Source organism: Pseudomonas sp. S2_A10 (assembly GCF_054668465.1).
The window spans coordinates 3,571,766-3,583,934 of record NZ_CP162773.1 but is presented as its reverse complement, the minus strand read 5'-3'; the positions used below and the strand labels follow the sequence as shown (position 1 = coordinate 3,583,934).

Genomic DNA, 12,169 nt, shown 5'->3' with positions numbered 1-12,169 from the left:
GACCTTATTACCTGGTGCCTTATAAAGGCGTGGTGGAGACACCCGCCGCAGCGTAGTTTTCAAAACTGTTCATCTGCTTGGCAATTTGCGAAATCTTCGTCGCGTAGTTCGGGTCGGTGGCGTAACCGGCCTTCTGCAACTCGCGTACAAACTGTTCTGGGTTATCGGCCGACTTCAGCACTTCTTGATAGCGATTGTTGCTCTGCAGCAACGTCACCAGATCGTGGAAGCTGTCCTTGTACGAGGCGTAGGAACGGAACTCGGCCGTCTCCTTGACCATCGCACCATTGCGGAACTCGCTGGTGATCGCGCGGGCCGAATCGCCCTTCCAGTTGCTGCTCGCCTTGATGCCGAACAGGTTGTGGCTGCTGCTGCCATCCTGAGCGCGCATGACCGATTTGCCCCAGCCGGTTTCCAGTGCCGCTTGCGCCACCAGATAACGCGGATCGACGCCGATGCGGTCAGCGGCTTCCTTGGCCATCGGCAGCATGGTATTGACGAATTCGTCGGCGGAACTGAAGGCCTTCTTCGCCGGTGCCAGCGGAATCTGCGCCATGGCGCGGCCGTAGACCTGCATCTGCCCGCCGGCAGCTTTCTGCTCTTCGGCACGGGCCAGCCAATCGCCGTTGTACAACGCGCCTGAGCCTGTGACGGCGGTGGTCGCAGCCCGTTGCGGCAAGGCGTTGGTCGCTGCCGCCGCAGTGCTGGCAGTGGCCACGCTCGGCGCCGACGGCACCAGACCGGCGAGCAAGCGATCGGCCAGTTTCGGCGGCAGCGCCAGACGCCGCTGGTTGATCAGCGCCATGTCGTTGCGATGGGAAATATCGGTGTTGTTCGGCGCATGCACCGAGCGCGATGCCCACAACGGACGCTCGCCGTTGACGCGGGACAGCGGACCGGTGGCGACGGTGCCAGCGGCAATCGGCGTCGGCACGGCGGCGGCCTTGGCCAGCGCTTCCTGCTGCTTGGCGGCGGACGCGGCTGCAGCCTCGCCCGGCGCCATCGGTTTGTTCTTCGACATCTGGCGGATCAGCACGTCGGCCAGACCGATACCACCGCCCTCGCGGGACATGGAAACCGCCAGTTGCTGGTCGTACATTTCCTGATACTGCTTGGCCGCCGGCGTGTTCAGCGGGTTGTCCTGACCAAGCGCTTCGGTGGCCGAGCGCATCGACTTGAGCATTTCGCCGAGGAACAGCGACTCGAATTCCTGCGCAACCTTGCGCATGTTTTCGTCGCTGTTCTTGTCGCCGACCTTGAGCTGGTTCAGACGATTGAGGTCGGAGTAGGAACCCGAATCGCTGCTGCTGACCAGACCGCTTTTGCGCATATCCATGGTGTCCGGCCTCAGATCACGATCAGGTCGGCTTGCAATGCGCCGGCCTGCTTCAGAGCTTCGAGAATCGCCATCAGGTCACCCGGTGCTGCGCCGACCTGGTTCACCGCACGGACGATCTCGTCGAGGGTGGTGCCCGGGCCGAACTTGAACATCGGTTTGGCTTCCTGTTCGGCATTCACTCGCGAGCGCGGTACGACGGCAGTCTGGCCGTTGGACAGCGGGCCCGGCTGGCTGACGATCGGGTCTTCGGTGATGGTCACGGTCAGGCTGCCGTGGGTCACGGCGGCTGGCGACACTTTCACGTTCTGGCCGATGACGATGGTGCCGGTACGCGAGTTGATGATGACTTTTGCCACCGCTTGCCCCGGATCGATTTCGAGGTTCTCCAGGATCGACAGGTAGTCGACGCGCTGGCTCGGATCCAGTGGCGCAGTGACCCGCACCGAACCGCCGTCGATGGCTTGGGCGACGCCAGGGCCGAGCATGTCGTTGACCTTGTCGACGATGCGCTTGGCGGTGGTGAAGTCGGAGCGGTTGAGGTTCAGCGTCAGGCTGTTGCCCTGGTTGAAACCGCTCGGCACCGCACGTTCCACCGACGCACCGCCAGGGATGCGACCGGCCGACGGAACGTTGACGGTGATCTTCGAACCATCGCGGCCTTCAGCGTCGAAACCGCCAACCACGAGGTTGCCCTGAGCGATCGCATAGACGTTGCCGTCGATACCCTTGAGCGGCGTCAGCAGCAAGGTGCCGCCACGCAGGCTCTTGGAGTTACCGATCGAAGACACGGTGATGTCGACCTGCTGACCTGGCTTGGCAAACGCTGGCAGATCGGCACTCACCGACACCGCCGCGACGTTCTTCAACTGCACGTTGCCCGATCCCGGCGGCACCTTGATGCCGAACTGCGAGAGCATGTTGTTGAAGGTCTGCAGGGTGAACGGGGTCTGCGTCGTCTGGTCACCGGTGCCGTTAAGCCCGACCACCAGGCCGTAACCGATCAACTGGTTGGAGCGCACGCCGGAAATGCTGGCGATGTCTTTCAGCCGCTCGGCGTGTGCGGTGAACGCCGCAGACATCAACAACGCGGCCACCATAAGGCTCTTGAAATTCAAAGTCGCCACCTAGAAAGGGAACAGCGGGCTGAGGAAGAAACGGTCGAACCAGCCTGGCTGACTCGTATCGGCAAACGCGCCGGTACCCGAGTAGGTGATGCGCGCATCGGCGACACGGGTCGACGACACGGTGTTGTCGGTCGCGATGTCATCGGCGCGGACCATACCGGCGATGCGCACCAGTTCGTCACCGGTGTTGAGCGTCAGCCACTTCTCGCCACGCACGGCGATGATGCCGTTGGGCAGCACGTCGGCCACGGTCACGGTGATCGAACCGGTCAGGCTGTTGCTCTGCCCGGACTTGGCGTCGCCCTTGGTCGAACGGTCGGCGCTGTAGCCAGCGTTCAGGCTCAGGTCACCGCCACCAATTGGGTTGTTGGTGGTCAGGCTGGAGCCGAACAACGAGGTCAGACCGATCGAGTTATCGCTGTTCTTGTCCATCTGCGAGTTGGCGTTCTTGCTCGCCTGGGTGCGCTCGTTCAGGGTGATGGTGATGATGTCACCGACCCGGAACGCCTTGCGGTCGCTGTACAGGTTCTGCTCGAAGCCGGCCTGATAGATCGAGCCGTTATTGGCAGCCGCCGGCAACGGTGTGCGCGGCAACACCGGGGCGTAGTAAGGGTCATTGGGCTTGGGCGTCGGGGCGACGCAGCCCGCGAGCGAGACGACCCCACTCAATGCCAGAACAGATACAAAGCGCTTCATGACCCTACCTCACGGTGTTGCTGGCGACCTCAGGCCGCCCCAAAGACTGGATTACAGATTCTGCGTTACGAACGAGAGCATCTGGTCGGCGGTGGAGATCACCTTGGAGTTCATCTCGTAGGCGCGTTGAGTGGTGATCATGTTGACCATCTCTTCAACGGTGCTGACGTTCGAGGTTTCCAGGGTGTTCTGCAGCGTGGTACCGAAACCGTTCAGGCCCGGGGTGCCGATCTGCGGCGCGCCGGAAGCAGCGGTTTCCAGGAACAGGTTGTTGCCCACTGCTTGCAGACCGGCCGGGTTGATGAAGTCGGCGGTCTGCAGGTTGCCGATCACTTGCGAGGCCGGGTTGCCGGCGATGGTGATCGACACGGTGCCGTCACGGCCAACAGTGAAGGTCTGCGCATCGTTCGGGATGATGATCGCCGGTTCCAGCGCGAAACCGCTGGCGTTGACGATCTGGCCATTGGAGTCGAGGTGGAAAGTACCGTCACGGGTGTAGGACGTGGTGCCGTCCGGCTGCAGGATCTGGAAGAAACCGCGACCGTCGATGGCCATGTCCAGCGGCTGCTCGGTGGTTTGCAGGCTGCCGGCGGTGAAGTTTTTCTGGGTGCCGACAATGCGCACACCGGTACCCACTTGCAGACCCGACGGCAGTTCGCTGTCCTGGGTCGACTGGGCGCCTGGCTGACGCTTGATCTGATAGAGCAAGTCCTGGAACTCGGCACGGTCACGCTTGAAACCCGTGGTCGAAACGTTCGCCAGGTTGTTGGAAATGGTGGTCAGGTTGGTGTCCTGGGCGGACAGACCGGTTTTGGCAACCCATAGAGCCGGAAGCATTCGATTCTCCTCGTGCGCCTGTTTTACGGCGCGACGTTCTGATAATTAGCTGATCTGCAAGACCCGAGCCATGGCCTGGTCGTCGTCTTTGGCGGTGTTCATCATCTTGACGTGCAACTCGAACTGCTTGGCCAGGGCCAGCACCGAAGTCATTTCTTCCACGGCATTGACGTTGCTCGACTCAAGGAAACCCGAGACCAGTTTGACGTTGGCGTCGGCTTGCGCCGGCTGGCCGTCCTTGGTGTAAATCGAACCGTCGAGACCTTTGTTCATGTTCTTGATGTCCGGGTTGACCAGCTTGATCCGGTCGACTTCGGCCATGACGCGGGGGCCTTCGCCCATTGCGCGAATGCTGATGGTGCCGTCTTCGCCGACTTCCACCTGCTGCTCGGGCGGCACGGCGATCGGGCCGCCGTTACCGATCACCGGCATGCCGTTGCCGGCGCGCAGTACGCCGAGGGCGTCGATGTTGAGGCTGCCGGTACGCACGTAGCTTTCGCCGCCGCTGGGGTTTTGCACGGCGATGAAACCGTTGCCGGATACCGCGACGTCGAGTTCACGTCCGGTCTGCACCAGTGAGCCCGGCGTGAAGTCGGTGGCGGGACGTTCGCTCATGGCAAACGCGCGCGCCGGAAAGCTGTCGCCGAATACCGGCATCGAACGCGCCTGCTCGAGGTCGCGCTGAAAGCCGTTGGTGGAAATGTTCGCCAGGTTGTTGGCATGCGCCCGCTGCGCCAGTGCGTTCTGGCTGGCGCCGGTCATTGCCACATAAAGGTACTTGTCCACAGTGTTTCCTCTGCATGCCGGACGTTTGCCGCCCACCGCTGTACTGCTCAGCCATAAGCAATTTGCAGACCAACTTTTTATTGGCGGGCGAAGGCCCGGTAAACAGGGGACTTGGGGGGATCGGAGGGGGAATCTGAAATGGGTCGAAGACGAAAAACCGGCGGTGTCATGCCGGTTAGTGGCAATCCTGAGTTCGGCGGGGGATGGAGATCCTGTGGCGAGGGGATTTATCCCCGTTCGGCTGCGCAGCAGTCGCCAAGCCTGCAAATGAGGTCGCCGGGAAGAAAAAGCGGGGCGGCTTCGCCGCCCATCGGGGATAAATCCCCTCGCCACAAAGGCTCTATTTAGCTTTCGGAGGTTTTGCCAACCTCATACTCACGCAGCTTGTTGGCAATGGTGGTGTGCGAAACACCGAGTCGCTTGCCCAACTGCCGACTGCTTGGATGCTCGGAATACAGCCGTTCCAGCACCGCTTTCTCGAAGCGCCCGACGATCTCGTCCAGACTTCCGTCGAGGGAAAAATCGCCAAGCGGCTGACGCACGCCATAATCCGGCAGGCGAATATGTTCGGCCTTGACCGTGCCGCCGTCGCACAGGGAAACCGCCTGGAACAGTACGTTCTCCAGTTGCCGCACATTGCCCGGCCAGTGGTAATGGCTGAGGCGATCCATTGCCGCCGGGGCCAGTTTCGGCAGCGGACAGCCGATCTGCCGACTGGCCTGGTCGAGAAAGTGTTCAACCAGCGGCGTCAGACCGTCGAGGCACTCGCGCAGCGGCGGGATGTGCAGCGACAGCACGTTCAAGCGGTGATAGAGATCCTGACGAAACTCACCGCGCGCGCACAATTCGGACAAGTCCACCTGCGTCGCGCAGATCACCCGCACGTCCAGATACACCTCTTCATCACTGCCGACGCGACGGAAGCAACCGTCCTGAAGAAAGCGCAGCAATTTGACCTGCAAACGCGGGCTCATCTCGCCGACGCCATCGAGAAACAGCGTGCCGCCAGCGGTCAATTCGAGCAGGCCAAGCTTGCCCTCAGCGCGAGCGCCTTCGAAGGCGCCGGGGCCGTAGCCGAACAACTCGGTCTCGGCCATCGACTCCGGCAGTCCGGCGCAGTTGAGCGCCATCAACGGTGACTGTCCGCGCGGGCTGGCGAGGTGGCAGGCGCGCGCCAGCAATTCCTTGCCAGTGCCGGTTTCGCCTTCTATTAATAGCGGCGCATCCAGCGGCGCCATGCGTCGCGCCTCGCGGACCACAGCGGCCATGACTTTCGAACTCTGGAAAATACTGTCGAAACCGCGCAGCTCTTGCTTGCGCACGTTGTAGATGCGCTCGCCGACGCGGTCGGCGCGGTGCAGCGTCAGTACGGCGCCGGCCATGGCCTCGCTGTCGTCGTGTTCCGATTGCAGCGGCGCGATGTCGGCGAGAAAGATGTCGCCCTTGACCTTGACCCGCATGCCGTTGATCCGCGATTTGTTGGCGCGCACCAATTCCGGCAGATCGAAATCCTCGGCATAACGTGATAGCGGAATCCCCGGCACTTCATCGACACGCACCCCGAGCAACTGCGCCGCCGCGCGATTGGCCGCAACGATCGAACCGCCCATGTCGATCGACAGCACCGGAAATTCCAGCGCGCCGAGCAACGCATTCAGTTCCATGTGCCGGCGCTCGCTGGGCATCAGCCCGACGCGTTTGACCCCGAACACCCCGCCGATCGCCTCGAACTTCGGCCGCAACGCCTGGAACTGGATGTTGATCAGATTCGGGCAGTGCAGGTAGATCGCATTGCCATGCTCACCACCCACCTCGCCGCGTGCGACGTTGATCCCGTACGCCACCAGCAGATTGAGGATGTCACGCAGGATGCCGATGCGATTCTGGCAGTGGACTTTGATGCGCATAGAAAAAGGTCCGACAGGTTTGAAAGATAAACACATGTCCTTGTGGGAGCGAGCCTGCTCGCGAAGGCGCCAGCACATCCAGTATCGATGTGTCAGACAGACCGCTTTCGCGAGCAGGCTCGCTCCCACAGGGTTCTGTGGCGCGCCCGTGGCAGATGTTTCTGTCGGGGCACGCAGATAGTTGTCAAGATTATGTGACAGCCCCGACCCTTTTCAAACCCGCCAATCACCGTAAATGCGCATTACCCGACAAAGCGTAACGATAACTTTACGAAATACGCAGAATTTTCCTACGCACACACCGGTCAACATGCTGCACGCCCTGTCACTCTCGGGTATTCCTTTAGCCATCGCTGGACATAACAAAAACGAATTTCCTAGCAGGAGAGCAGCATGAAGCAGACGCAATACGTGGCTCGCGAGCCCGATGCGCAAGGTTTTATCGACTACCCCGCCGAAGAACATGCGGTGTGGAACACGCTGATCACTCGCCAGTTGAAGGTGATTGAAGGTCGTGCGTGCCAGGAATATCTGGACGGTATCGAAAAACTCGGTCTGCCCCACGACCGCATCCCGCAACTGGCCGAGATCAACAAAGTCCTCGGCGAGACCACGGGCTGGCAGGTTGCCCGGGTGCCGGCGCTGATTCCCTTTCAGACGTTTTTCGAGTTGCTTGCCAGCAAGCAATTCCCCGTCGCCACCTTCATACGTACCCGCGAAGAACTCGACTATCTGCAAGAGCCGGACATTTTTCACGAGATCTTCGGCCACTGCCCGCTACTGACCAACCCCTACTTCGCTGAATTCACCCACACCTACGGCAAGCTCGGCCTGCAGGCGACCAAGGAAGAGCGCGTGTATCTGGCGCGGCTGTACTGGATGACCATCGAATTCGGTCTGGTCGACACCCCGCACGGCAAGCGCATCTACGGCGGCGGGATTCTGTCCTCGCCGAAAGAAACCGTTTACTGCCTGTCGGACGAGCCTGAGCATCAGTTCTTCGATCCACTGGAAGCCATGCGCACGCCGTATCGCATCGACATTCTGCAACCGTTGTACTTCGTCCTGCCCAATCTCAAGCGCCTGTTCGATGTGGCCCATGAAGACATCATGGCCATGGTCCGTCAGGGCATGCAGCTGGGCTTGCACGCGCCGAAATTTCCGCCGAAACCCAAAGCCGCCTGAACCGCGACTTTTGCTGACAATTGCGTCTGTCCGTCGCCGCCACTTTGCTTTAGCGTGACGGCATTGGCGGCACACGCGCTTTAATAAAAAACACACTCGTTTTCAGGAATACACCATGTCGACTTTGAACCAAGCCCACTGCGAAGCCTGCCGCGCCGATGCGCCACAAGTCAGCGACGAGGAACTGCCGATCCTGATCAAGCAGATCCCTGACTGGAACATCGAAGTACGCGACGGCATCATGCAGTTGGAGAAAGTTTTCCTGTTCAAGAACTTCAAACACGCGCTGGCGTTCACCAACGCCGTGGGCGAGATCTCCGAGGCCGAAGGTCACCACCCGGGCCTGCTGACCGAGTGGGGCAAAGTCACCGTGACCTGGTGGAGCCACTCGATCAAAGGCCTGCACCGCAACGACTTCATCATGGCCGCGCGCACTGACGAAGTGGCCAAGACCGCAGAAGGACGCAAGTAATGCACTTCGACGCCATCGGCCGGGTCCCCGGCGACCCGATTCTCGGTTTGATGGAGGCCTATGCGCAGGATGCCAATCCGCGCAAGTTCGACCTTGGCGTTGGCGTCTACAAGGATGCCCAGGGCCTGACGCCGATTCCCGAAGCGGTGAAAATCGCCGAAGCGCGACTGGTCGAAAGTCAGGACACCAAGACTTACATCGGTGGTCACGGCAACCCGCTGTTCGGCAAGGTCATCAATGAACTGGTGCTCGGCGCCGACTCACAACTGATCACCGAACAACGCGCCGGCGCCACCCAGACCCCGGGCGGCACCGGCGCCCTGCGTCTGGCTGCCGACTTCATCGCGCAATGCCTGCCGGGCAAAGGCGTGTGGTTGAGCAACCCGACCTGGCCGATCCACGAAACCATTTTCGCCGCCGCCAAGGTCAAGGTCAGCCACTACCCCTATGTGGGCAATGACAATCGCCTCGACGTCGAAGCAATGCTCGCCGTGCTCAAGGAAGTGCCGAAGGGCGACGTGGTGCTGCTGCATGCGTGCTGCCACAACCCGACCGGTTTCGATCTGAGCCATGACGACTGGAAGCGCGTGCTTGAAGTGGTGCGCAGCCGCGATCTGCTGCCGCTGATCGACTTTGCTTATCAGGGTTTTGGTGATGGCCTGGAGCAGGACGCGTGGTCGACCCGGTTGTTCGCGGCGCAAGTGCCGGAGCTGCTGATCACCAGTTCCTGCTCGAAGAACTTCGGCCTGTATCGCGACCGCACCGGGGCACTGATCGTCTGCGCGACCAGCGCCGACAAGCTCATCGACATCCGCAGCCAACTGGCCAACATCGCCCGCAATCTGTGGTCGACGCCGCCGGATCACGGCGCGGCGGTGGTCGCGACCATCCTCGCCGATCCAGAGCTGAAAGCGCGCTGGGCCGATGAAGTGGAAGCGATGCGTCTGCGGATCGCCCAGCTGCGCAGCGGTCTGGTCGAAGCGCTGGAACCCCACGGTTTGCGCGAGCGCTTCGCGCACATCGGTGTGCAACGCGGGATGTTCTCCTACACCGGCCTGTCGCCGGAACAGGTGAAAACCCTGCGCGAGCGGCACAGCGTGTACATGGTCAGCTCCGGCCGCGCGAACGTCGCCGGCATCGACGCCACCCGCCTCGCATTACTCGCGGACGCCATCGCCGACGCCTGTAAATAATCCCCCCCGCCCGACTGATCGTTCCCACGCTCTGCGTGGGAATGCCTCTTCGGACGCTCTGCGTCCGCTTTGGGACGCAGAGCGTCCCCGGCTGCATTCCCACGCGGAGCGTGGGAACGATCAAATGCAGGGTCTGGGGCCGCTTCGCAGCCCATCGGGGATAAATCCCCTCGCCACGAAAGCCCACTCCCACATTTGGTTTTTGTGGTCGCCTCCCCTCCCTGCGGCCATCTGTCGCATTAATTTGAATTAAAAGTCTGATTGTCATTTTTCCTGCTGTATCCTGCGCAGGCTTTGTAAAGCGCGGAGCACCTGATCTATCAACAGACTTAGCGAGGAGCGCACCCATGCACGAGATTCCCAATCTCCCCTTCCCAAGCCTGCACGTACCTGAGCAGACGACCCCGCAACACGCCGGCGCCGAAAAGCCCGAGCCGCAAGAAGCCGCTGACAGCCGCAAGGCCGACAGCGAAGAGTAAGACCCGCCGTACAGACCGTGTGGAAAGCGCTAACATGCGCTTTCCACACTGCCTGAAACCCGAGCCCGCCATGACCGACGAATTCTCCGAAAGCCAAGCTGCCGTGCTGATCGGCGCCACCGAGAAGATGATCGAGATCTGGAATCGCCTCTCGCCCGAGAAGCAAGCTGCCCTGCTCGAACGTTTCGGCAGCGAAGAAAACGCCCTCGCCGCCCTCGTCACCACGCAACTGGTCGCCCCGGCGAAATCGTGAAAGCGCCGCCCGGCAAATAGTTTTACTTTTCCCCGCCCCTGAACGGTTCACGCCGGTATCATGAGCAGCCTATCTAATCTGCTGCTCCCGTGGATCGTTACCCATGTCGTCTATATCCGAGCCCCAGCGTCCGCTGGCGGTTACGCTGCAAGTAGTCTCCATCGTCCTCTTCACCTTCATCGGTTACCTGAACATCGGCATCCCGCTCGCCGTGTTGCCGGGCTATGTCCACAGTGACCTTGGTTTCGGCGCCGTGATCGCCGGGCTGGTGATCAGCGTGCAATACCTTGCCACCCTGCTCAGCCGCCCGTATGCCGGCAAGATCATCGACAACCAGGGCAGTAAACGCGCAGTGATGATTGGCCTCGCTGGTTGCGGCTTGAGCGGTGTGTTCATGCTGATTTCCGCGTGGACACCGAACCTGCCGCTGCTCAGTCTGATCAGCCTCTTAATTGGCCGTCTGGTGCTGGGCAGTGCGGAAAGCCTGGTCGGTTCCGGTTCGATTGGCTGGGGTATCGGACGGGTCGGCGCGGCGAATACGGCGAAAGTGATTTCCTGGAACGGCATCGCCAGTTACGGCGCCCTGGCGATCGGCGCGCCGTTCGGTGTATGGCTGGTAAGCAGGTTGGGGCTGTGGAGCATGGGCGTGAGCATCATCCTTCTCGCCCTGCTCGGTCTGGCGCTGGCATGGCCGAAGACCGCCGCACCGATCGTCGCCGGTGAACGCCTGCCGTTCATGCATGTGCTGGGCAAAGTCTTCCCCCACGGCTGCGGGCTCGCGCTGGGTTCGATCGGCTTCGGCACCATCGCCACTTTCATCACCCTGTACTACGCGACCCAGCACTGGGACAACGCGGTGCTGTGCCTGAGCCTGTTCGGCGCCAGCTTCATCGGCGCGCGGCTGCTGTTCGGCAACCTGATCAACCGCCTCGGCGGATTCCGCGTGGCGATTGCCTGCCTGTCGGTGGAAACGTTGGGTTTGTTGTTGCTGTGGATCGCGCCGGATGCGCATTGGGCACTGGCGGGCGCGGCGCTGAGCGGTTTCGGCTTCTCGCTGGTGTTCCCGGCGCTGGGCGTGGAGGCGGTGAATCTGGTGCCGGCCTCGAGCCGTGGCGCGGCGGTCGGTGCCTATTCACTGTTCATTGATTTGTCGCTGGGGATCACCGGGCCGCTGGCCGGGGCGATCGCAGCAGGATTCGGTTTTGCTTCGATCTTCCTGTTCGCCGCATTTGCAGCGTTGAGCGGCCTTGGCTTGAGTGTCTATCTGTACAAGCACACGGCGAAGTATCGCGAGGTTTAGAAGTCCACCTTGCCGCGCCCGGCCTTGATACTGCCGCGCTTGGTTTTCGACTCCAGCCGACGCTTCTTCGAGCCAAGGGTCGGCTTGGTCGGGCGGCGTTTCTTTTCCACTTTGGTGGCGCTGAGAATCAGCTCGACCAGCCGCTCCAGCGCATCGGCTCGATTGGCTTCCTGGGTTCGGTATTGCTGCGCCTTGATGATCAGCACGCCATCGCTGGTGATACGGCTGTCACGCAGTGCCAGCAGGCGTTCCTTGTAGAACTCCGGCAACGACGAGTTGGGAATGTCGAAGCGCAAGTGCATGGCGCTGGAGACCTTGTTGACATTCTGCCCACCGGCGCCTTGCGCGCGGATGGCGGTCAATTCGATCTCGGCATCCGGCAGATGCACGTTGTTGGAAATCACCAGCATGGAAAAGCGTCCGTAATCAGAGCGTGCAGGATAACCCGATTCACTCAACCTCTGTGGGAGCGAGCCTGCTCGCGAAGGCGGTGTGTCAGTCGATGCAGATGTTTCTGATGGACCGCTTTCGCGAGCAGGCTCGCTCCCACAGGGTTCGGTGTGATGCCAGATTTTTCCATTTCAAAAAAACAAACCCG

13 protein-coding genes are annotated in these 12,169 nt (G+C 61.3%); 6 read left to right on the top strand and 7 right to left on the bottom strand.

The genetic code is table 11. The annotated features are described in order from the left end of the window. Positions 1-19: 19 nt before the first annotated feature. The 6 genes from flgJ to AB4N41_RS16120 form a co-directional block, all read right to left on the bottom strand. The gene (gene flgJ, locus AB4N41_RS16145) at positions 20-1,336 is read right to left on the bottom strand and encodes a flagellar assembly peptidoglycan hydrolase FlgJ (RefSeq protein ID WP_122602227.1); all 1,317 of its coding nucleotides are present in this window, start codon (positions 1,334-1,336) and stop codon (positions 20-22) included. 11 nt (positions 1,337-1,347) lie between these two features. Then, positions 1,348-2,436: a flagellar basal body P-ring protein FlgI gene (locus AB4N41_RS16140; protein WP_024012083.1), complete on the bottom strand. Its 1,089-nt coding sequence runs from the start codon at positions 2,434-2,436 to the stop codon at positions 1,348-1,350. Between the two features lie 27 nt (positions 2,437-2,463). Then, positions 2,464-3,159, bottom strand: a complete 696-nt coding sequence (flgH, locus tag AB4N41_RS16135; RefSeq protein ID WP_016771110.1) for a flagellar basal body L-ring protein FlgH — start codon at positions 3,157-3,159, stop codon at positions 2,464-2,466. 51 nt (positions 3,160-3,210) lie between these two features. After that, the gene (gene flgG / locus AB4N41_RS16130) at positions 3,211-3,996 is read right to left on the bottom strand and encodes a flagellar basal-body rod protein FlgG (protein WP_016771111.1); all 786 of its coding nucleotides are present in this window, start codon (positions 3,994-3,996) and stop codon (positions 3,211-3,213) included. A 45-nt stretch (positions 3,997-4,041) separates the two neighbouring features. After that, on the bottom strand, positions 4,042-4,782 hold the full coding sequence (locus tag AB4N41_RS16125; RefSeq protein ID WP_016771112.1) for a flagellar basal body rod protein FlgF: 741 nt from the start codon (positions 4,780-4,782) through the stop codon (positions 4,042-4,044). Positions 4,783-5,126: 344 nt separating this feature from the next. Beyond that, on the bottom strand, positions 5,127-6,689 hold the full coding sequence (locus AB4N41_RS16120; protein ID WP_016771113.1) for a sigma-54-dependent phenylalanine hydroxylase transcriptional regulator PhhR: 1,563 nt from the start codon (positions 6,687-6,689) through the stop codon (positions 5,127-5,129). 393 nt (positions 6,690-7,082) lie between these two features. Between AB4N41_RS16120 and phhA the strand changes: the two genes are divergently transcribed. The 6 genes from phhA (at position 7,083) to AB4N41_RS16090 (ending at position 11,571) form a co-directional block, all read left to right on the top strand. Next, on the top strand, positions 7,083-7,874 hold the full coding sequence (gene phhA / locus AB4N41_RS16115; protein WP_130926714.1) for a phenylalanine 4-monooxygenase: 792 nt from the start codon (positions 7,083-7,085) through the stop codon (positions 7,872-7,874). Positions 7,875-7,989: 115 nt separating this feature from the next. Further along, the gene (locus AB4N41_RS16110) at positions 7,990-8,346 is read left to right on the top strand and encodes a 4a-hydroxytetrahydrobiopterin dehydratase (RefSeq protein WP_016771115.1); all 357 of its coding nucleotides are present in this window, start codon (positions 7,990-7,992) and stop codon (positions 8,344-8,346) included. Further along, positions 8,346-9,539, top strand: coding sequence for an amino acid aminotransferase (locus AB4N41_RS16105; protein WP_252877682.1), 1,194 nt, complete (start codon positions 8,346-8,348; stop codon positions 9,537-9,539). The genes AB4N41_RS16110 and AB4N41_RS16105 overlap by 1 nt, the downstream gene beginning before the upstream one ends. 347 nt (positions 9,540-9,886) lie before the next feature. Then, on the top strand, positions 9,887-10,018 hold the full coding sequence (locus tag AB4N41_RS16100; RefSeq protein ID WP_016771117.1) for a hypothetical protein: 132 nt from the start codon (positions 9,887-9,889) through the stop codon (positions 10,016-10,018). A 70-nt stretch (positions 10,019-10,088) separates the two neighbouring features. Continuing rightward, positions 10,089-10,271, top strand: a complete 183-nt coding sequence (locus AB4N41_RS16095) for a hypothetical protein (protein WP_039761215.1) — start codon at positions 10,089-10,091, stop codon at positions 10,269-10,271. 112 nt (positions 10,272-10,383) lie between these two features. Continuing rightward, positions 10,384-11,571 carry an MFS transporter gene (locus AB4N41_RS16090; RefSeq protein ID WP_041479047.1) on the top strand — a complete coding sequence of 396 codons (1,188 nt, stop codon included), beginning with the start codon at positions 10,384-10,386 and terminating at the stop codon, positions 11,569-11,571. On the opposite strand, the gene arfB is transcribed toward AB4N41_RS16090, so the two are convergent. Then, the gene (gene arfB / locus AB4N41_RS16085; RefSeq protein WP_016771119.1) at positions 11,568-11,981 is read right to left on the bottom strand and encodes an alternative ribosome rescue aminoacyl-tRNA hydrolase ArfB; all 414 of its coding nucleotides are present in this window, start codon (positions 11,979-11,981) and stop codon (positions 11,568-11,570) included. The genes AB4N41_RS16090 and arfB overlap by 4 nt on opposite strands. Positions 11,982-12,169: the final 188 nt, after the last annotated feature.